Origin of the sequence: Chryseobacterium mucoviscidosis (genome assembly GCF_002177115.1) — a bacterium.
GTDB lineage: Bacteria > Bacteroidota > Bacteroidia > Flavobacteriales > Weeksellaceae > Chryseobacterium > Chryseobacterium mucoviscidosis.
In genome coordinates this window covers 1-21,415 of record NZ_MVAG01000080.1, presented here as the reverse complement: position 1 = coordinate 21,415, position 21,415 = coordinate 1, and the positions used below count along the sequence as shown (strand labels likewise).

20 protein-coding genes are annotated in these 21,415 nt (G+C 36.7%); 9 read left to right on the top strand and 11 right to left on the bottom strand.

Annotated elements, in window-relative coordinates:
- Positions 1-45: 45 nt before the first annotated feature.
- The 4 genes from B0E34_RS03850 to B0E34_RS03835 all read left to right on the top strand — a co-directional run bounded on the left by B0E34_RS03850 (position 46) and on the right by B0E34_RS03835 (position 2,933).
- A complete protein-coding gene (locus B0E34_RS03850; RefSeq protein WP_087706909.1) occupies positions 46-768 on the top strand; it encodes a hypothetical protein in 723 nt (240 codons plus the stop codon).
- Positions 769-842: 74 nt separating this feature from the next.
- A complete protein-coding gene (locus B0E34_RS03845) occupies positions 843-1,580 on the top strand; it encodes a beta-carotene 15,15'-monooxygenase (RefSeq protein WP_087706908.1) in 738 nt (245 codons plus the stop codon).
- Complete coding sequence (locus B0E34_RS03840; protein WP_087706906.1) at positions 1,580-2,665, top strand: AI-2E family transporter; 1,086 nt, start codon at positions 1,580-1,582, stop codon at positions 2,663-2,665. The genes B0E34_RS03845 and B0E34_RS03840 overlap by 1 nt, the downstream gene beginning before the upstream one ends.
- 13 nt (positions 2,666-2,678) lie before the next feature.
- On the top strand, positions 2,679-2,933 hold the full coding sequence (locus B0E34_RS03835) for a DUF3820 family protein (RefSeq protein ID WP_087707060.1): 255 nt from the start codon (positions 2,679-2,681) through the stop codon (positions 2,931-2,933).
- Positions 2,934-2,986: 53 nt separating this feature from the next.
- Here the strand turns inward: B0E34_RS03835 and uvrB are convergent, their stop codons facing one another.
- The 3 genes from uvrB to B0E34_RS03820 form a co-directional block, all read right to left on the bottom strand.
- Entirely contained in the window at positions 2,987-4,978 is a 1,992-nt protein-coding gene (gene uvrB, locus B0E34_RS03830; protein ID WP_087706892.1) for an excinuclease ABC subunit UvrB, read from the bottom strand.
- Between the two features lie 154 nt (positions 4,979-5,132).
- Positions 5,133-6,428, bottom strand: a complete 1,296-nt coding sequence (locus B0E34_RS03825; protein ID WP_228423013.1) for a M56 family metallopeptidase — start codon at positions 6,426-6,428, stop codon at positions 5,133-5,135.
- Between the two features lie 74 nt (positions 6,429-6,502).
- Positions 6,503-6,877: a BlaI/MecI/CopY family transcriptional regulator gene (locus tag B0E34_RS03820; protein WP_087706888.1), complete on the bottom strand. Its 375-nt coding sequence runs from the start codon at positions 6,875-6,877 to the stop codon at positions 6,503-6,505.
- A gap of 107 nt (positions 6,878-6,984) precedes the next feature.
- On the opposite strand from B0E34_RS03820, the gene B0E34_RS03815 reads away from it, so the two are divergent.
- Positions 6,985-8,205, top strand: a complete 1,221-nt coding sequence (locus B0E34_RS03815) for a PQQ-dependent sugar dehydrogenase (RefSeq protein ID WP_087706886.1) — start codon at positions 6,985-6,987, stop codon at positions 8,203-8,205.
- 65 nt (positions 8,206-8,270) lie between these two features.
- On the opposite strand, the gene B0E34_RS03810 is transcribed toward B0E34_RS03815, so the two are convergent.
- The 5 genes from B0E34_RS03810 to B0E34_RS03790 all read right to left on the bottom strand — a co-directional run bounded on the left by B0E34_RS03810 (position 8,271) and on the right by B0E34_RS03790 (position 14,583).
- Positions 8,271-10,706, bottom strand: a complete 2,436-nt coding sequence (locus B0E34_RS03810) for a TonB-dependent receptor plug domain-containing protein (RefSeq protein ID WP_087706884.1) — start codon at positions 10,704-10,706, stop codon at positions 8,271-8,273.
- Between the two features lie 219 nt (positions 10,707-10,925).
- On the bottom strand, positions 10,926-12,083 hold the full coding sequence (locus tag B0E34_RS03805; RefSeq protein WP_087706882.1) for a pyridoxal phosphate-dependent aminotransferase: 1,158 nt from the start codon (positions 12,081-12,083) through the stop codon (positions 10,926-10,928).
- Position 12,084: 1 nt separating this feature from the next.
- Complete coding sequence (locus tag B0E34_RS03800; protein ID WP_087707057.1) at positions 12,085-13,170, bottom strand: FAD-dependent oxidoreductase; 1,086 nt, start codon at positions 13,168-13,170, stop codon at positions 12,085-12,087.
- 202 nt (positions 13,171-13,372) lie between these two features.
- Positions 13,373-13,990 carry a DUF502 domain-containing protein gene (locus B0E34_RS03795; RefSeq protein WP_072963666.1) on the bottom strand — a complete coding sequence of 206 codons (618 nt, stop codon included), beginning with the start codon at positions 13,988-13,990 and terminating at the stop codon, positions 13,373-13,375.
- Positions 13,991-14,001: 11 nt separating this feature from the next.
- Positions 14,002-14,583 carry a MiaE family protein gene (locus B0E34_RS03790; RefSeq protein WP_087706880.1) on the bottom strand — a complete coding sequence of 194 codons (582 nt, stop codon included), beginning with the start codon at positions 14,581-14,583 and terminating at the stop codon, positions 14,002-14,004.
- Positions 14,584-14,735: 152 nt separating this feature from the next.
- Between B0E34_RS03790 and B0E34_RS03785 the strand changes: the two genes are divergently transcribed.
- Positions 14,736-14,978 (top strand): hypothetical protein, encoded by a 243-nt coding sequence (locus B0E34_RS03785; RefSeq protein ID WP_087706879.1) that lies wholly within the window; start codon positions 14,736-14,738, stop codon positions 14,976-14,978.
- Here the strand turns inward: B0E34_RS03785 and B0E34_RS03780 are convergent.
- Positions 14,975-16,066, bottom strand: coding sequence for an acyltransferase family protein (locus B0E34_RS03780; RefSeq protein ID WP_087706877.1), 1,092 nt, complete (start codon positions 16,064-16,066; stop codon positions 14,975-14,977). The genes B0E34_RS03785 and B0E34_RS03780 overlap by 4 nt on opposite strands.
- 110 nt (positions 16,067-16,176) lie before the next feature.
- Positions 16,177-17,064 carry a neutral zinc metallopeptidase gene (locus B0E34_RS03775; RefSeq protein WP_087706875.1) on the bottom strand — a complete coding sequence of 296 codons (888 nt, stop codon included), beginning with the start codon at positions 17,062-17,064 and terminating at the stop codon, positions 16,177-16,179.
- Between the two features lie 181 nt (positions 17,065-17,245).
- Here B0E34_RS03775 and rplU point away from each other — a divergent pair, with 181 nt between their 5' ends.
- The 3 genes from rplU (at position 17,246) to B0E34_RS03760 (ending at position 18,531) form a co-directional block, all read left to right on the top strand.
- Positions 17,246-17,635 (top strand): 50S ribosomal protein L21, encoded by a 390-nt coding sequence (gene rplU / locus B0E34_RS03770; protein WP_076391298.1) that lies wholly within the window; start codon positions 17,246-17,248, stop codon positions 17,633-17,635.
- Positions 17,636-17,664: 29 nt separating this feature from the next.
- Positions 17,665-17,922 (top strand): 50S ribosomal protein L27, encoded by a 258-nt coding sequence (gene rpmA / locus B0E34_RS03765; protein WP_047399085.1) that lies wholly within the window; start codon positions 17,665-17,667, stop codon positions 17,920-17,922.
- Between the two features lie 423 nt (positions 17,923-18,345).
- Complete coding sequence (locus tag B0E34_RS03760) at positions 18,346-18,531, top strand: bacteriocin-like protein (protein WP_076391300.1); 186 nt, start codon at positions 18,346-18,348, stop codon at positions 18,529-18,531.
- Between the two features lie 41 nt (positions 18,532-18,572).
- Here the strand turns inward: B0E34_RS03760 and B0E34_RS03755 are convergent, their stop codons facing one another.
- Positions 18,573-21,098, bottom strand: coding sequence for a DUF5686 family protein (locus tag B0E34_RS03755; protein WP_087706874.1), 2,526 nt, complete (start codon positions 21,096-21,098; stop codon positions 18,573-18,575).
- Between the last annotated feature and the right edge of the window lie 317 nt (positions 21,099-21,415).

The following is a 21,415-nucleotide window of genomic DNA, read 5'->3' as shown; positions in this document are numbered from 1 at the left end:
CGCAAAAGTAATTATTGATGTTTACTTTTGCACAAAATTTTTTTAATGGAAAACAAATATCCACAGAAACCGGGATTAGATTTTATACTGAAGCAGGCATTTTTCTACTGGAATAAGACGCTGATTTTTCAGCTGATGTTTTCGGTGCTTTACTTTGCCATATTTTTCACCTCAATGTTTTTCTTTGCAGAAAAATTCGGGGTATTGGAGCAGCAACAGCAACTTATCGAAGCCTATCAAAACGGGATGGATGCTTATCTGGCGAAAGCGGCGGAACTTGGACAAACAGATAATTCTCGGTATTTCAGCTATGCTTTACTGGGAACACTGGTTTTCCTTTACCCTTTAAATCTTGGGTTTTTTCAGATTTTCAGAAAGATTGATTTAAAAGAAAAAATTGAGATCAGTGATTTACTGGCGGGTTATAACGGAACAAACTTTTTTAGATATATTTCGTACGGTCTGTTTTGGTTTTTGATCTATGCCATGATCTTCAATACCTTAATTTTGCCTGTTATCTGGGTTTGCATTACGATTTTTGTAGCACCGATGATGTTTTTCATGAACAGAACCATCTTCGAATCGATTTCTTTAAATTTTAAAGCATTGAAGATGTATTTTCTGGAAATATTTGTGTGTGTGATGGTTGCAGTAATTTTTAAATACATAGGATTTACTTTATTTTTTGTAGGAGGTTTATTTACATTTCCTTTCTGGAATGCGATGATTTATTCGCTTTACAAAACTATTTTCTCCGAAAAGGAATAAATTTGGAGTGATTTTAATATTATTTCTGCCAAAAAAAGATTAATTTGGTAGTAACAACATTAAAAAATCACACCATGTCAGAATTTGATGAATTTGATCAGCAGGGTTCTGTTCCGGAAAGGAATACAGGATCTATTATTTCTCATGCTTTCGAAATCTATAAAGGAATTTTTCTTTATGCGATTGCTGCAATGATCGTTTATGTAATTGGCGATTTTGTATTACAGTCTGTTACAGGTTATAATTCCTGGGAAGGCTTTAGCGGTTTCAGCGATATTGAGGATGGCGATTTTTCTCAATATAATTATTTGACCCGACCGGGAGCTTCTTTGTATTATTCTGTTTCGAGTGTTTTTGGCATTCTGTTTTCTCCTATTTATGTAGGACTAATTTATATTGCCAATAAATTTAATACTAAAAATGCAATAGAATTTTCTGATCTTTTTATAGGATATCGTCAAAATTTAGGAAATATCCTTCTGTACTGCTTATACACTACAATTATTTTTGGTATTTCCGCAGCACTGTGCGGGATCCCGTTCTTGTTTGTTTATCCACTTTTTCTTTTAGGTTATCCTATTCTTTTGTTTGAGAATGCAAATGCAATAGATGCAATCAGCAAGACTTTTAACATCGCAAAAGAAAATTACGGTACGTTTTTAGGTGCAGGTCTGTTGGGCGGATTAATTAGTATAAGCGGAATTGTTCTTTGCTGTATCGGCATCATAGCTACTTTTCCGTTTATCATGATCGTAATGTATTCTACTTACTGTGCCCATTTAGGAAAACCAAGACAAATAATAAACAACTAATGAATAAAAATGAACAAATAAGCAGTGTAAAAATAAAGCAGGTATTTTTGTTGGCAATTATTTTGATATTGGCAGCGTTAATCTGTTATAATCTTGCCTTGTTTATACCATCTGTTTTGGGAGCAATCACCATTTATGTCGTTTGCCGAAAGTATAACTTTTACCTTCAGGAAGAAAAAAAGTGGAAACCCTGGCTTGCCTCATTAACCTTGATGTTTGCCAGTCTTATAATTCTCATCCTCCCGATTTATTTTATAGGAGATCTTTTAATTGAAAAATTAGGAAATGCGCAGGCTTACATGGATAAGTTTAATGTATTTCTGGAAAAAATTCATACTTATATTTTCGATAAAGTAGGGTTTGATATCTTAAGCAAAGAAAATATGGATAAGCTGAAAAGCAGTGTAGGACAGTTTTCCACCAAAGCGCTAAGCGGAACCGTAAATACACTCACCGTAGTAATGTCGGTGTATTTTATTCTTTATTTTATGTTGGCAAAACCTCGTTTATTCGAGAGAATTCTATCCTCTTCAGCGCCTTTGAAAAGATCGAATGTATCTATGATCGGAGAAAAAATGAGAAAGCTGATTATGGCAAACGCCATCGGAATTCCCGTTGTTGCTCTCGGACAGGGAGTTGTTGCTTTAGTAGGATACTTTATTTTTGGTGCGCCAAGTGCGGTTTTGCTTTTTGCATTAACGGCGGCAGCTTCTATGATTCCCGTTGTGGGGGCAGCGATTGTTTATGTTCCTGTCTGCGTTTATATGATTGCGGAAGGAAATACCGGAGCGGGACTTGGATTGGCAGCTTATTGCCTTATTGTGGTAGGATTAACGGATAATGTGCTGCGTTTTACCCTTCTCAAAAAGTTGGAAGATATTCATCCTTTAAATACGGTTTTCGGGATTATTATGGGGATGAATTTATTCGGATTTATGGGGTTGGTTTTTGGTCCTATTTTAATTTCATTAACTTTGCTTCTGATTCAGGTATACAGAAACGAATTTTCGGATGATGATACTCCTGAACTTAAGCTTCCGGGAAATGACAATGCTCTGGAGGACAAAATCGATTTAATGGTATAAGATGGAAGACGGAATAAACCCTGAAATTTTAAAAGAGATCTGTGTCGTAAAAATGCCTTTCGGAAAATACGAAGGAACGGTTCTCGCGGATCTGCCGATAAGCTATCTGGAATGGTTTGCCAGAACAGGAATGCCCAAAGGAAAGCTGGGAATGCAGTTAGCCACGATTTACGAAATAAAATTAAACGGCTTAATGGATTTGCTGACTCCAATTCGGGGAGGAAGTATGAATTTTGAAAAGCCTAAAACGAAAACATATAAATTTTAGCATAAAGTTTCGGCGGCATCGAAGATGCCGCCGAGACTTTTTATTATCCTTTATTACTCCTTCAAAGCAGCAATTTCATCCCTTAATTTCGCGGCTTTAATAAAATCAAGATTTTTCGCAGCGGTTTCCATTTCCTTCTGCTTTTGCGCGATTACTTTTTCCATATCTTCAGAAGTGTAGCTTGCTTTGGCTTCAGCAACTTTCTGTAAAATTTCTTTTTGTGTATATTTTTCATCCGGAAAATCTTTGCTTCTTCCGACAAGGCTTTCAGAAATCTTCTTATTTAAAGCTACCGGAACTTTGCCGTGTTCTTCGTTGTACTGCATTTGTTTTGCACGTCGGTATTCAGTCTCATCAAGCGTTGCCTGCATCGATTTGGTGATCTTATCAGCATACATAATCGCTCTTCCGTTAAGATTTCTTGCGGCACGACCAACGGTTTGGATCATCGATCTTCGGCTTCTCAACATCCCTTCTTTATCAGCATCGAGGATGGCTACTAAAGATACTTCCGGTAAATCCAGACCTTCTCGCAATAAATTTACCCCTATTAAAACATCAAAAAGTCCGACACGCAGATCCTGCATAATCTGAATACGTTCCAAAGTTTCTACATCGGAATGGATGTACCGTGTTCTGATCCCGAATTTGGTAAAATATTTTGTTAATTCCTCCGCCATTTTCTTGGTTAACGTCGTTACCAGAACCCTTTCATCAAGATCCGCTCTTTTCTGGATTTCCTCCATTAAATCATCAATCTGATTCAGCGTTGGACGGATTTCTATAATCGGATCTAAAAGTCCGGTCGGACGGATAATCTGCTCAATATAAGCACCGCCTGTTTTTTCCAGTTCATAATCTGCCGGAGTTGCGGAAACATAGATTACCTGATTCTGAATCGCTTCAAATTCTTCAAATTTCAAAGGACGGTTATCCATTGCAGCAGGAAGCCTGAATCCGTATTCCACCAAAGCTTCTTTACGGCTGCGGTCGCCTCCGTACATCGCATGCACCTGCGGAACTGTAACGTGGCTCTCGTCAATCACCATCAAATAATCTTTAGGGAAATAATCTAATAAACAGAAAGGTCTTGTTCCCGGTAACCTTCCGTCGAGGTATCTTGAATAATTTTCGATTCCGGAACAGTAACCCAGTTCTTTAATCATTTCCAAATCGAGTTCGGTTCTTTCCTGTAATCTTTTGGCTTCCAGTGGTTTTTCAACCGAATTGAAAAAGTCAACCTGCTTTACCATATCATCCTGAATATCGCGGATCGCGCCGTTCAAAGTCTCTTTTGATGTTACAAAAAGATTGGCAGGATAAATCTGAATTTGGTCAAAAGCTCCCGTCACATTTCCCGAAACCGGATCAAAGCTCTGAATTTTCTCAATTTCGTCTCCAAAAAACTGAATCCTGATTGCGTTGTCTGCATAAGCAGGGAAAACATCAATCACATCTCCTTTCACACGGAATGTACCTCTTTGGAATTCATTTAATGTTCTGGAATATAGTGCATTAACTAAAGAATGAAGAAGTGCGGTTCTGGTCACTTTTTCACCAATCGCAATGGAAATTAAAGATTTGTGAAATTCTGTCGGGTTTCCGATACCGTAAATACATGATACGGAAGCAACAATCAGGACGTCCCGTCTTCCTGAAAGTAAACTCGCAGTTGCAGAAAGCCTTAATTTTTCAACTTCTTCGTTGATACTCAGGTCTTTTTCGATGTAAGTTCCGGTTGTGGCGATGTATGCTTCCGGCTGATAATAATCGTAGTAACTTACAAAATATTCAACGGCATTTTCAGGAAAGAATTCTTTAAACTCCATGAAAAGCTGTGCCGCCAAAGTTTTGTTGTGAGCTAAAACCAAAGTCGGTTTCTGTACATTCTGCACCACATTGGCAACGGTAAATGTTTTTCCGGATCCGGTAACTCCTAAAAGCGTTTGGTATTTTTCCCCGATTTCGATTCCTTCGGTGAGCTTTTCTATCGCTTGTGGCTGATCTCCGGTAGGTTTATATTCTGATTGAAGTTTAAAATTCATAAAAATTGTGATGTTATCCTAACAAAAATACGAAAGAAATATTTGACATTGGGAAGTATTTTATACCACAGATTCATTAAAATAAGACGAATGATTATATTCAAAACAAAACAGCATCCAATCTGAATGCTGTTTTATTTTAAAAAAATCGATTCTAATTTTGAAAGTACATCGTTAGCGGAATTCTCATTCTGTAACGAACTTGTTTTCCGTCTTTTTCAGCGGGTTTCCAAACGATGTTTTCATTGGCTTTTTTAAAAGAATTTATTGCTTCTGCATTAAATGCTTCATTGTTTCCTGATGCTTTCACATCCGCAATATTTCCGTCTTCCAGAACAGTGTAGTTGATTTCAGTTCTATACGTTTCTTTGCCTAGATTCATTTTAGACGCGTCAAATGCTTTCGCCATTTTATTCCTCATTTCATTAATTCCTCCCGGATATTGAGGAAGCAGTGTTGCCTCATCTTTTGTTGCCATGTTTTTACCCTCTTTCGGGCGGATGGTATCCTGAACAACTCCTCCATTAATCATGTTTTCACTTAACTGCTCAGTAATTCCACTTTCAGGGTTTAAAGATTCGTTTTTAACATCATCCCTAATTGGTTCATTACTTTCAGCGATCTGTTTTTTCACCGGTTCTGATATTGTTTCCTGTGTTTTTTCGATCATCTTCTCCATCGGAGTGGCATAGGTTTTCTGTATAAATAATCCGAAAGCAATCATTAAAACAGGAATGCTGATTACTTTTTTTAAGTCTGCCAGCTTAGATTTTTTGGAGTTCATCATAATAAATCGTTTTTTGGTGTTTTTGAAATTGAATGTATGGGTAAGGTTATAGTTTTGGTTTGAAATAATTTCTTCCAGAATTAAATTCTGATAGTCTTTTATGGTAAAATCATTTTTTAAGACAGATTCGTCCGCCAGAAATTCATGATTGGTAATCATTGCTTTTTTGTAGAAATACACAGACGGATTGAACCACGTAAAAGCCTTTATGATTTCAACAATAATAATATCAATGCTGTGTTTCTGTTCCAGATGACTCTTTTCGTGAAGAAATATTCTGGAATCTATTTTGTTGTCAATCAGATAGTTTTTTCCTAAATAAATTGTATTCCAGAAGCTGAAAGGCGAAATAGGTTCATTTGTGATGATGATATTTTGATTCTGATAGATCATTTTTTCACCCTTCAGATTTTTAATTTTTAAATATGAAATAATAGTTCTTGTCAGGAAAATCAATGTTACGATTCCGTACAATATCCAGATCAGATTCATCCAGTTAAAACTTTCCTGTTTCGGCGTAATGTCCATAACCTGCTGTGTTGCTTCAATCGTTTTCTGCAAACGATTAACAGGTTTTTGAGCTTCCGATTGAATGGAAATGAACGGAACGGTGCAAGAAAATACAAGGGAAAACAAAAGGTAAAACCTATTGAAACCATACATTTTCTCCTTCTGCAAAAACACGTAATATACGGTCAAAAGCAAGGAAGAACACAGAATTATTTTTAAAACGATCATCATTTTTCTTCGATTTGCTGGTCGATAATTTCACGGAGTTCTTTCAGTTGTTTTTGGGAAAGTTTTGCATTGGACGTAAAAAACGATGCAAACTGCGTTACGGAACTGTTGAAAAAACGGTCAATCATGGAAGTCATTTCTTCTTTGAAATAAGCTCCTTTCGCGATCTTTGGATAATATTCGCGGGAATTTCCATACAATTTGTAGCCAACAAAATCTTTGTTCTGCATTCTTTTCAGAAGGGTGGCAATAGTTGTAGTGGCTGGTTTTGGTTCAGGGTAGGATTCTAAAATGTCCTTCATGAAAACTTTTTCTTTTTCCCAAAGAATTTCCATGAGATCTTTCTCAGAATCGGTCAGTTTTATTTCTTTCATATTCTACGGATTGTTATTTGTTTCTACAAATATAGAATAAAAATTTAAACCACCAAATTTTATGGCATTATTTTTCCATTTGAAATTAAAATAATAATCCTAATTCAATGAAAATCAGTAAATTTTATATTCTAGCAATCAGTTTAATTCTCCTATTTTCATCATGCAAAGAAAATAAACTTAATGCCCAAAAGCTCGGAAAAGACGGAAGCGTAGAAACGAAAGAGCCTAATTCTCCCGAATATAAACCTGCTTTTGCCGGACAGACCAGAATAAAAGCTGTAAAAACCTCAACGCCTTACAAGGTTGAAATTTTAAATAAAGATCTTGGAAAACCCTGGGGAATTGTCAATTTACCGGACGGAAAATTTTTAATTACGGACAAAAGAGGATATATGAAAGTGGTTTCTGCCGACGGAAAAGAAATTTCAAAAATCGAAGGCTTCCCGAAAGTAGATTCCAAAGGTCAGGGCGGAATGTTAGACGTAGCTTTAGATCCTGATTTTAAAACAAACAATATCATTTATTTCAGTTTTTCAGAACCTTATGGAAATGGAAATCATACTGCGGTTGCAAAAGGAAAACTTTCTCAGGATTTAAAAATGATTTCTGAAGTAAAAGTAATTTTCAGAGCAACTCCAACGTACGACGGAGACAAGCACTATGGAAGCCGATTGGCGTTTGATAAAGACGGAAATCTGTTTGTAAGTACAGGAGAAAGATCAGATAAGCAAACCAGAGTTTATGCTCAGAGAACAGATAATTATTTAGGTAAAATCTTAAAAATAACGAAAGAAGGACAGCCGGCTCCCGGAAATCCTTTCATGGGAAAAACAGGATTTAAACCTGAAATTTATGCGTACGGAATCAGAAATCCGCAAGGTCTGGCAATCGATCCGAATGGAAATTTGTGGGATGTAGAAATGGGACCGAGAGGCGGAGATGAGATCAATCTAATAAAACCTGGGAAAAATTACGGTTGGGGAGATGTAACCTATGGAATCGAATATTCAGGAGATAAAATCAACAATGGGACGACTCAAAAAGCGGGAACAGAACAGCCTGTTTATTACTGGGATCCTGTAATTTCACCAAGCGGAGTTACTTTCTATACCGGAAATATCGAAGAATGGAAAGGGAATCTAATGATCGGCTGTTTAAGTGGAGAACACATCAACCGGATTGTAATGAAAGATAACAAAGTGGTGGGTGAAGAAAGGCTTCTGGAAGATCAGAATGAAAGATTCCGCGATGTTCTCAATGGAAGCGACGGAAATTTCTACGCTGTTACGGACAGCGGAAAATTGTATAAAATTTCTAAAAAATAATAGTTTTGTTCAGATAAATAATGGCTTCAGAATTTCCAGAAGCCATTATTTATTATGGGATAAGATTAAAATTTGAAATTAAATCTTGCAAAAGCCTGTCTTCCTGCAAATCCCATCTGTACAGGATCAAAAATACCTCCCGATTCTGTATTTCCGGCTGAAGCCGCCTCTTTTTGCAATGTAGGATATCGGTTGAAGAGATTTTTGCTTCCGATCGTCAAATTAATATTTTTTGAAAATTCGTAGCCGAAAGAAAGATCCGTGGTTACTTTTGGATTGTATATTTGGTAATCGTCCGGTCCGTTATAGCCTACCAAAGTCACTTTATCAAATCTTACCAACTGTAAATTAGCATTGAATTTACTGATCTTATAATTCAGGTTTAAATTGATCTTCGTTTTCGGTGCAGAAGCTAAAATAAAAGCTCTTTCTCTCGGACTGAGATAAATATCCTCTTTTCCTTTCAGCCGGTCGGAAGTATTCACCTTTGTGATCTCCATTTCGTTGTAGTTTCCGGCTAATGTTGCCGTCAGTTTCCCTTTTCCTATATTTTCGTTAAAACTTAAAATCACATCAACCCCTTTAGTTCTCGTGTCTATTGCATTGGTGAAAAACTGAGCCTGATCGATACGGTTTTCAATTAAAATATTTCCGATCGCATCATCATCCTGCGAGAAATTTCCTGTTAAAACAATTCTGTCTTTTACCTTGATATAGTAGCCGTCAACTGTTGCTGTAAATTTTCCGGTGTTAAAAGTGAATCCTGCGCTTCCATTCACAGAAGTCTCCTGTTTGAGCTGCGGAATTCCGACTGCTTTTGCCAGATTACTGTCATTAGATGCCAATTGAATGGTTACAAGACTTCCTCCCTGAAAATTCGTAAACTGCAGACTGTAATATTTCTGAGCCAGAGACGGTGCTCTGAAGCCTGTAGAAAAAGATCCTCGGAATGCAAACTGTGGTGTTATTTTGTATCGTGTTGCCAGTTTTCCGTTCAAAGTGCTTCCAAAATCATTATAATTTTCGAATCTTCCGGCAACACTTACCATCCAGTTTTTGGTAATATCGAGTTCAGTATCTACATACGCTGCAAAATTATTTCGGGACTTGTTAATTTCCTGAGAATATCCGGGAAAACCCTGCGAACCGCCCGGTCTTACATCTCCGCTTAAAGGATTGATTACCAATAATGTTGAGGGAGTATTTGCCGTCACTACATTTCCATTCACATCATACATAGCGTAAGAAGCTTCTTCACCTTTGATAATATTGAATTTTTCATATCTGAATTCTGAACCGAATGCCACATTCATCCCTTCCAGAACCGAAAACTGTCGGGTTGCATTGAAACCTGTTGTATTCTGCAGCAGAGAATGTCCTCCCGCATCAAAACTCGTAGGTGATTTTACGCCTAATGTCGCATTGATGGTATGATCGATCTGATAGGTAAATCTGTTGCTTCCGAACGCATTATACGCATCCACTTCCCAGTCTGCCACTTTAAATTTTAAGCCATTGTCAAAAGTAAAATCTGAAATGCTTGTATCCTGAACGGGATTGAAGCCATTAGGATAAACCTGCGGAATATTTCCGTCTGCATCCGCGCTTCTTGTCCATGCATAAGCGTCTGTATTTCTGTGCGAAAAGCCCTGTCTGGAATAGAATTTTAAATTATCGGATATTGGAATCTCAATATTTCCGAAAAAATAAAAATTCTGTGATTTTGCATCCCCGAATCTTTGTCTCGGAGCATCATATTTTTCAGGATTGGCATTACGAATGGCATATTCTTTATTGACAAATTCTGCCGTAAAATTTCCGAAACCGCCTTTAGAACCTATTTTTGTTCCGTAGTTTCCATAGAAATCAAAAGTATTTCCGTCTATTTTTCGGTCAGAAACCACATCTTGATCTCCCGGACTTTTAAAAAGATTCACCCCATAAAAAGCATTGCCTTCAAAACCATGATTACGGTCATTTAAAATAACGTTGATTACTCCTGCAATCGCATCCGAACCATATTGTGCCGATGCTCCGTCACGAAGAACTTCAATTCTCTTTATCGCACCTACAGGAATCGTATTCATATCCGATCCTGTATTTCCACGGCCTTTTGTACCAAAAAGATTGATTAATGAAGACTGGTGGTATCTTTTTCCGTTGAGCAAAAGCAAAGTCTGGTCTGGTCCAAGTCCTCTCAGTGTTGCAGGATCTACTGCATCCGCTCCGTCTGATCCGGATTGTTTATTGGAATTGAATGAAGGTGCTGAAAACTGTAAAAGCTGGTTGACTTCAATCTGCCCTGTTGACTGGCTTACCTGTTTAATGTCAATGATGTCAATCGGAACCGGAGTGTCTATAACTGTTCTTTTTTTATTCCGGCTTCCTGTAATGGCAACCTCATCAATTTTTCCTTCTTTTGATATGGTGTCATTAATCTGTTGAGAATACAGAACGGAAGATGCTCCAAGAAAAAATGCACTTATGTATTTAATTTTCATATTGTATTAGATTTAAATTGGCAATTATATCAAAAATATTAATTTTTATTTTTAAATCGTTAATAAAATATGGTTTTGTTTGATAAATGTATTTAAATTAAATAAAAACAGTGATTATGTAGAAATGATTATTCTGTATAATTTTAAGAAAAAAATGAATTTCTGAATATTTTTTAATAAAAAGCGGATTCAAAATTTTTTGAATCCGCTTTTATATTTTTAAAAACTATTGATTATTCTGTTCAGTCCTTCAGTGAGGATTTCCTGTGAGGTTGAAAAACAGATCCTTACGTGTCCTTCAGCGCCTTTTCCGAACCATCGTTCCGAGCCGGGAACAATCGCTACTTTTCCTTCTTTTAAAACGTGTTGTGCAAATTCGTCACTCGACATACCGTTGTTGATTTTAGGAAAAATAACAAAAGTGGCTTCGGGAAGATTAGGAATTAAAACGCCCGAATTGCTCAGCATACTATGGGCTAAATCTCTGTTGTGCTGTAAATGCGTAAGAAAATCATTAAACCACGGTTTTGCTTTATCAATGGCAACGCTTGCTGCAATCTGCGATAATGTAGAAACGCCTTCAATAGTAGAGTTGAACATGGATTTTTCTGTGAAATCATCCATTAATTCCTGATCGTTGCATAAGACCGCACCAATTCTCAACCCTGCAATTCCGAATGATTTTGAAAATCCGAAAACGGTAAAACTTTTCTTTTTAGCATTCTCGGAAACAGAAGAGTAGGTGTTGAATTCTTTTTTATCATACACAATATCGCTCCAGATTTCATCGCTCATCACCCAAAGATCATGAGCTGCCGCAATGTCTGCGATCTTCTGTAAAATTTCTCTGGAATATATTCTTCCGACTGGATTATGAGGATTGCAGATGCTGATGAGTTTTGTTTTCGGAGAAATTAAAGAGGCCAACATTTCAAAGTCGATATCTCCGGTTTTAGAATTTACCGCACACAATTTAATGTTTCCGCCCACAGAATCCACTGTCTTTTTGAAAAGGAAATCTACCGGATCGAAAATAATAGCTTCATCTCCGGGATTCAGTACATATTTGGCAACCATATACATTCCCATCGCGGCACTGTTAACAGCCAACACATTTTCTGGTGTAAAGCTGCCTTTTTTACCGGTGTTAAAATGCTCTGCAACACTTTTTTTGAACTCAGGAAGTCCGGAGAATGGGCCATAACTCAAATAGCCGTCCTTAATATATTCTATAATTCCGTTTTCTATTTCTTTAGACATTCTGAAGTCCGGATCTGCTGCGGTTAAAGGGATAATACCTTCTTCCAGAGTTGCCCATCTTCCGTTGTAGGCTTTTCTTTTCAGTGCTTCAAAATTGATATCGTTGTTTGTAAACATTTTATTTGTATGAAATTGGTAAAGTGTTTTTAGGCTGCTCGTTCAGAGGTAAAAGGAATTGTTCCAGCAGGGCTCTTCCGTTTTTGATGTGGATTTCGATTTCAGATTTCCGGTCTTCTTCGTATCTGCTGAAGGTTTCCTGAAGATCATTTCCTTCGGCTAAAAGTTGGGTTAAAGTGAAAGAGTCTTTCAACGCTGAGGTAACGCCCTGACTTGTAAAAGGAATCAGCGGATGTGCTGCATCGCCGATGAAAACGACATTCTGATGATAAAAAGGATTTAATTTTTCAAGCTCATAAACTCTCCAGATGTGTGCGTTTTCATAGCCAGAACCTTCGATAATGGATGAAATAAGAGGATTCCAGTTGCCAAAATTATCCAACATAAACTGCTTGATGCAATCCGGAGTATAATCTTCGTTGATGAAATGTTTGGTGATATCAAACTGGCAGTACCAAAGGATTTTTGAGGATGAAAGTTTTAAAACGCCAAAAGTAAGCCCTCCGTTTTCATGATGAAATTTCAGGAAATTGCTTTCAATTCTGCCTGCCAATTCTTCGTTTTCAATGATGTTTACCACTTCATTTTCCAGAACGGCTTTCATGATTTCATCCTGAAAAATGGTTCTTCTGATGCGGCTTCTTGATCCGTCTGAAACAACAACTACATCGGCTTCTAAAATATTATTTTCATCCAGCGTAATTTGTGCTTTTCCCTCCGAAAATCCATTCAGCGCAACTGTTGAATTGTAAGAAATTTTATCTGAAGGAATTCCTTTGGCAAGAATCTCGATCAAAGCACTTCTGGAAACCACAAAAACATCATCCAGATCTTTTTCGGAAAGAATTTCTCCGCTTTGGTTATAATGGATGTATTTTTTCAGAAAACTTCCTTTCGCATAAAGGTCATTAATATCAATAATGGCTGAAAGATGTTCAATTCCTTCTTTGGGAAGGATAAATCCGTGACCTTTCAGATCATTTGGGGTTCTTCTTTCGTAGAGATGATAGTCGATATTATTTTTTTCCAAATAATTTGCCATACTCAGACCGGATACACCGGCTCCTATGATTGCAACTTTGCCCATCTTTTTTATTGTTGTTAGTTTTGTTTTAATTTGTAAAATTTTCATTAAAAATGAATAATCTGCGAAAAAATTTTATTCTAAAAATCAGATGTATTCTTTAATGAACAGGATAATGTTTTCTTTAATCTTGTAATTCAATCAGATAAAGAAAATGATCTTTAAGAATATCTTTTGCGATATTTTTAAGTAAAAAAAAGATAGACTATTCCGGAGCCTTGAAAATGTTATCATCGGAATGAAACCCTGCAACACCGCCGCTTACCGCAAATTTCATTGCCGAAGCCGCCGTCATCCCTACAACGGGTTTAATGTTTTTTTCTTCGGTAACGATTACCCAGCCAGAAATAGCATAAGAATGGGGAAGGTATACCGCTACATAATTGTGTTTTTCAACGTCTGCCATTTCTTTTTGTGTTAAAAAGCCAATTCTCCATATTTCAGGATTTTCGTTGGTTTTTACCCAGACAGGATCGTTGAATTTTTTCTTGTCTCCTACAAATGAGGACATTACGTCTTTTGTGGGCGTGTAGATGTGTTTTACGCCCGGAGTTTTTTCAAGAAGACGATCCATTGCATCGAAAAAGAATCTTCCGACCACGAATTTATTTCCCAAAAAGCCTAAAAGTGCTGTAAATAAAATGGTTGAGATGAAAACGAGCCCCGGAATTTCCTTTGCAACGGAAGGAATGATATTATCAATAGACGTTACAACATACCAGATAACAAAAATTGTCAGCCCGATCGGACCGATAATCACGAGTCCCTGAAAGAAATTTTTCAGGAAAAAATTGGCAATATTTTCAAACGTCAGTTTTTTCAATCTTATAGTATTTATCCGTGGATGCTTTCGCCTTTTCCGTACGACTGAATGACTTTGGCTTCATATTCCAGCCATTCTTCCCAGCGTTTGTTTACTTTTTCTTCGTCTCCGAGCTGTCTTGCAAACCCGATGAAGGTGGTGTAATGGTTGGCTTCCGAAATCATCAGTTCTCTGTAGAAGGTTTTAAGCTCTTCATCTTTAATATTTTCAGTCAGAACTTTAAATCTTTCGCAGCTTCTGGCTTCGATCATGGCTGCAAAAAGCATTTTATCGACAATAAGATCATCTCTGTTGCCGCCTTTCTGGATAAAATTCACCAGTTCGTTTACATAATCGTCTTTTCGGGTGCGTCCGAAAGTATAACCTCTTTTTTTAATAATCTCATGAACCTGACGAAAATGCTCCAACTCTTCCTGCGCAATCGCAAGAAGTTCCGTTACAATTTCCGGATATTCAGGAAGCATGGTAATTAATCCTATCGCGTTGGTAGCGGCTTTTTGCTCGCACCATGCATGATCCGTTAAAATTTCTTCGATGTTTCCTTCAGCAATATTTGCCCACCTTGGATCGGTAGGAAGTTTCAACTTAAACATGTTTTAAAATTTTCTGTAAAATTAAAATAATTTGCGATACGATTAAAGTTTATTTAAATATTCAGAACGGTTAAAAAATATTTTTCTTAATAATTTAAAAATCTTGGTATTTAATTTGTTTTAACCAAGAAACCAAATTAAAAATATAAACAATGGAAACTATTACCACTTTAAAATCTAAAGCAGGAGCTTTACTTTCAGCAATGCTTATTCTATTCATGTCGGCTTTCAGCTTTGCTCAGGAAACAGCAACGGGCGGCGGAACGGTAACTACTGAACAAACAACCACCACGACAACAGAATGGTACACCAATCCAACGTACATCATTATCGGAGCTGTTGTTTTAATCGTTATTGTTGCCCTTATTGCAAGAGGCGGAAGAAGCAGAGATTAATGAGAAGCCGTTTTGCTTCTTAAAAACTCTAATATTTTCCAACCCCATTCATCAACTTTTTTCAAGCCGGCTGAAATGATGAATGCCAGAATAATATTGATCCCGTAAATTAAAATCATTAAAATCCACCAAGGCATATTTCCCTTCATTGGAACGACTAAAAAGTAAACCAGTGAAGAGCTTATCCCTTGTGCGAAATAGAAAAATATCGCGTTTTTACCAATGTAGGTCACCACATTTTCTTTTGTGATCTTTAATCGGTTATAAAAAACAAAAAGCGTTACCAAAGAGAAGAAAGTCCAGATAATGTACGGGATTTGTGGCGGAAATTTATTTTTATTGATTTTGTAAAATATTTCCTGTCCGTAAAACCCGAACAGTCCTGCCAGTGCAACCGCAACCAATCCGTATAATACAGGAATCATCCTGTCGGGAATTTTCTTGCCTTTCATTCTGTTTCCAGTTAGAAATACAGTCATGTAAAAAGCAACATATCCCACCTGTCCCGAAGGATAAATTTCCGGAAAAATATTAAATAATAAAGTTAATCCGGCACAGAGTCCAATGAACCAGTTAACATGTTTCGGGAAGAATTTTAATATTAAAACTCCGAACACCGTTAAAATATAATAGACTTTTAAATACCAGAAGCTTCCCATTACCACAGGAAAAGTATCTGCATTGATGTATTGGTGAAGATACCAGTTGCCCAAATTTTCCCATTGCGGAGCGGTAGAAATACTTGTGGTAGCATACTTTGATCCGAAGGTTGAATAAAAATTCTGCAGCCATTCCAGAGAAAAGAAAGTGAGCCCGAAAACTTTAAAGAAATAATCCAGAAAGAAGAGGAATGTTACAAAAATCATATACGTGATCTGCAGTTTCAGCAGTCTGTATAATGTTTTTTCGATATTGGAACCGGATGTAATTCCACTTAAGGCATAAAACAGGGCAACATCGAAAACTAAAGAGAAAACCCTTACTTCCGGCTGAATATAAAACTGTCCCGACCAGAAAGCGGTATGGATAAAGATGATGGAAATGGTAGCCAGTCCTTTTGCGAAATCAATATAGAGGTCTCTGTTCATTTGTTAGGTATGATGCTTCAAAAGTAAGAAACTTTACGAATATCAGGATAAAGAAAAAGAGACAGGAATAATGTCCTGCCTCCCGAGAAAGATATTTCAAAAATGATGATTTACTTTAAGTTTTTAAATTCTTCAGCAGAAATTTCGCCGGTCTGAATTTGTTTCAACTCATCAAGATACTGCTTCATGTAAGCATCAAGTTCCGGATACTGGCTGTTTTTTGCCATTTTGTAGGTTCCGTTTAAAACTCCCTGATAATAATAGAAGAAGTTGTAATCGAAATCTGTTGCACTAAGGTTGTACTGTCCTAATAAAAATCCTAAACGGACTGCGGATCTTCTCTGCGGAGGTGTTCCGTGGTGTCCCGGACTTGTGGTCTGATAATCTCCGATGCTCTGTGCAAATTCATAAGCGGCTGCAATCTGTGCAAAACTTGTCTGGTTATAGCCGTTGGGTCTTCTAAGGTAATATCCTGCAAAGCCGTCTGCTTCCAGTTCGTTGGGTCTTGCTGTGGATTCTGTTACCGTAGGAAGTCCGAAAATATACTGTAACTGGTGACCATACTCATGAGCAAGGATCATTGCATTTACAATATCTCCTCCTTTTGCTTTTGCATCATAATAAATGGCATAGCCGTAATAAATTTTTCCTGTAGAATACGAAATGGCATTGTAGGTAGAATTAAAATTTGAGGGATCATTCACAAATCTTAAGGTTGGATTGCTTCTTCCCCACATACTGGCAATTTTTGTCATCTGGGAATTCATAAAGTTGGTGTCTGCAGAATTCTGCAGTGAAGTAAGCAATACAGATGAAGAACTCCAGTACTGATCTACGTAATAACAAACTTTTTCAAGAGCATTCGGCTGTTCCGGTTTCAGGTTTTCTGCCTGTTGTTCTGGCTGTACAGGCGTTTCCATGGTGTCGTCGTTACATGCTGACAAAGAAAGTGCAGCGATGGCTCCCAAAAGAATCGGGAATTGGATTTTTCTTTTCATATATAAATATTTTGGTGAAAACGAAGATATAAATTTAAACGGAATTTCATATCACTTTATTGTGAAAAATTATTCAAAACATAGTTAAAATTTTATTTTAAAAAAAGATTGAATTGAATTTGAACAGATTAGAAAATATTTCTTATATTTGCACCTCGAAATAACTAAAAATCTATAAACAATGTTTGCAATTGTAGAAATAGCAGGGCTTCAATACAAAGTTGAGCAAGACCAGAAGTTGTTTGTAAACCGTTTAAAAGGAGATAAAGGAGGAAAAGTATCTTTTGATAAAGTACTTCTTACTGTAAACGGAGCAATCACGGTAGGCGCCCCAGCTGTAAGCGGAATCACTGTAGAAGCAGAGATCCTTGATCATGTAAAAGCTGATAAAGTAATCGTTTTCAAAAAGAAAAGAAGAAAAGGTTACAAAGTGAAAAATGGTCACAGACAATCTTTAACTCAAATTCAGATTACTGGTATTACAGGATTTGAAGGAGCTAAAAAAGCAGAAAAACCTGCTAAAAAGACAACTAAAAAAGCTGACGCTGAGGCAACTGAAAGCGCAGAATAATTTTTTAAACCAAAAAACCTTAAAATAAAATGGCACACAAGAAAGGAGTTGGTAGTTCCAAAAACGGTAGAGAATCTCACTCTAAAAGATTAGGTGTAAAGATTTTCGGTGGTCAAGATGCTATTGCGGGTAACATCATCGTTAGACAAAGAGGTACTCAACACCACCCAGGTGCAAACGTGGGTATCGGTAAAGATCACACTTTGTTCGCATTAGTTGACGGAAAAGTAGTTTTCAGAAAGAAAGCAAATAACAGATCTTTCGTATCTGTAGAAGCAAACGCATAATTTCAGCGTTTTATAAAAATTAAAAGCCTTGGCAATTTTGCTGAGGCTTTTTTTTGTGCAATGAAGTAAGGAAAAGTTAAAGTTTTTATATTTATTCAATTTAACGGGAAATATTTATATATTTGGTAACTATCAAATAACTAATATATTGCGTAAGCCAAAAAGCAAACAGAGTAGGCGACAAATTAAACCAAGCTAATATGAAAAATCTAAAAAAAACTAACGAAAAGACAGCTTAAAGCCATTGCTGGAGGAGAAAGATGTCCGATTCCCGCAGATTGGTGTTACGAATGGTGTACGTGGACAGCATGGCAGAAACAACACTGTATTAATTCGGTTATTGATGTAATGCCTTGTGACTGCTAAATCTGAAACTCAAGCCTCATATCGGGGCTTTTTGTCAACTTTATAAAATCTATTACTATGAAAAATTTAAAAAAAATCAAAAGACAGGATCTTAAAAATGTAATGGGAGGAGCTGCTCCGGATCAGGGATGTTTACCATGCGATGTCTATTGCAGCATTCCGGAAGGGCAGAGACCTCCGTGTAAAATTGTTTACATTGTAGCGCATTGCAATAGCTGCAAAGGTTATGGTGAAGAATCTTAAGAAATAAAAAAAACTCCTTCGCGCTGAAGGAGTTTTATATTTTAAAAGCCGACCTGAAAACCAGCTTTAATTCCGAAAGTTGAAATATCCGGTCTGTTGAGGTGATTTCCGCGCCAGTTGAAATCCACTCTGAAAATTCTAAGGTTTCCGAAACCTATATTTTCAATCCCGAAACCGTATTCATAATAAACGTGTTCGCTTGGAGCAGAATATTTGAATCCTTCCACATTAATTGCTTTTGAAGCATCGCTTAATGTTCCGTAAGCTCCTCTGATGAAGGCAATTTCTCTTAATTTCAATTTCTTGATCAAAGGAATATAAGAAAGGATTTTTCCGTTAAAATGATGCTCTAAATGCAGCGTTGTATAAGTGTCTGCAACAAATTCATAATAATTAAGCTGTGCAAAAGTATTTTGCGCCAGACTGTACGACTGGTTCCCCGGAATGACGTTCTGCAAAGCCAATGGAACCGTATCGAAGTTCTTTCCGGCTTCAAAGTTGATTAATGTTTTTCCCCAGCTTCCAATTAAGACGGGTTTATAGAACATGAACTGCAGTTTGTTATAATTAAAATCTGAACCGAATAATCCCTCAATTCCTCTTGTGTATTTTAAGACAATAGTCGGAGCCAAAGTTCCGTGCTCATATCGGTCGATTCCGGTTTGTGAGAATTTTGCCCCCGGTCTTGCAATCAAACTTAAAGTAAAATGCGAATCGTTGGTTGTTTTTCTCAGATCTCCGTTTTTGTAATACATCAGATTAAATCCGCTCGGATTTGCCGATTTAATGCTTTGCATTGTTCCATCTAATCTGATCTGGAAGTTTTTCCATGGCTCAATAGACGTAAACAGGTTGGTTTGATTAACGGAGCTTAGAGAAGCATTTTCTCCTCTTGCGAAAAGCGTTGAAGAAGCAAACGTTCTTGCCATAATTCCGTCATCATTCGTGAGCTGAACACCCAACTGTAAAATGTCTCTTCTTGTTCCTGCACCTATTGTAAAACGGTTTACTCTGTTAAACATGAATCTTCCTTCAGCACCATATTTTACCTGTTGGTCTTTAAAACCGTAAGCGGTGTAAAACTGAACTCTCCAAGGATCATTTCTTGTGAAATAAGTTCTTGCTCCGATTCTGATTCGGTCTCCTTCAACATCATTTTTTCCGTAAACGGAGAAAATCGGACCTAAATCGATTCCTTTTGTAATGTTGTAATATCCTGAACCCAACGTTTCATAAAGCTTTACAATACGGTTGAACTTCGGAGTCTGCTGAAGCTTATCAAGCATATCATAAATTCCCTGTTCGCTTTTTGAGAGAGAATCCGGTCTGGCTTTTACCCAGTAAGCATCATCTTTTTCTACGAATTTATCATCATATTCTTCCTCGTTTCTTTTAAAAATTTTATCCTCAAGAGGTTTGTTGAACTGATATTCCGAATAATCGACGGATCTTTTGGCAATAATGCTCTTTGAGGTTTTCTTCTTGGAAAAAGGAGTCATCTCGATCTCCGTTACAAATTTTCTTGGCAGAAAAGTGTTTTCATCGGGGTTGTCGTATTCCAGTTCTGTAGAAATCCCGTTGATGAAGTTTACGTTGATCTTTTGAGTCGATTTCAAAGTTGCCCCTAAAACTGCATAACTGTCGGTATCAATATAAAGATATCCCTGAAATGCTAAAACTTCCGTTCTTTTCGGCTGATAACGGATTTTAAAGGCATTTTCTCCCCGCATGGAAATGGTATCAACCAAATTATAATCATACGTACTGAACCCTGTTTCTCCAACGGGACTTGGGAATCCGATGTCGAAATAATTTAACGTATTATCGTAAATATTGATATCGCGATAAAGGTTTTTTGCCGTTAAAGTAATGATCTGATTGTCCTGAAAGCCTGATGTTTTCTGAGCAGTCAAAAGCCTTTTTGATCTTTTTGAAGGTCTGTTTTCGCCATAGTTTTCATAGATGGCTTCATTCAGGAAAACGGGAAGTCCAATTTTTCCGCTTGCGGTAGAATCTTTATAATCGAAAATAAATTCAAGTTTATTAAAGATTTTTCTCTTCATAAATGCGCTGTCCAGATTGTTGGCATCAAACTGAATTTTCTCGTATTCTTTATAAGTATAGGTATCGAATTTATCTAAACCGTTGTTTCTTTTTCGTTCCCAGACTTTCTGCATGATGGCATAAGCGGGATTTTCTTTTTTGTTTTTGTATTTCGGCTTTTCGTTGTGGATAACAACTTCCTGTATGCTGCTTACTTTTTCCTGAGCCAGTTTTACAAAAATATTGGTGGCGTTTTGAGGAGTTACATCTATGCTTTCTAAAGAATATTTTTTTCTTAAAAACCGAAGTTTATAAATCACGCTGTCCGACTGTACGGAAAAGTTTCCCGAAGTTGTGGTAAGAGCAGCCTTTTCATTTTCATTGATGAAAATATCCACTCCGGAAACTTCTTTATTGGTTTTTGCGTCTACAATTCTGCCGTTTGCCGAATTTTGTGAGTATACGAGATCCGCAAAAAATAGAAATAGAAAGAGGGAGTAATATTTGGAATTATTAATTAACATTTGTTGTTTCTTCAAGCTATTTGCATAAACAAAAATTATGCACTTTTATTATAAAAAAATAAATATTATTTAAACTTTTCAGGGTTTAAATACAAAACTGCAAATGTAATGAAATAACACCATCGTTTTGACGGTGTTATAGTTATTGTTTTGTTAAAATATGATGATGTTTAAACGGATCAGTCTCAAAAGTTGGGGAGGAATGTTAAGTAGTTTTATCTTTGTATAATGCTAAACGATCAAGAATTACTAAAGTTTTTGCTTCCACCATACTTAGTGGATTATTTTGATATTGTGAAATTTGAAGAAAAAGAAGG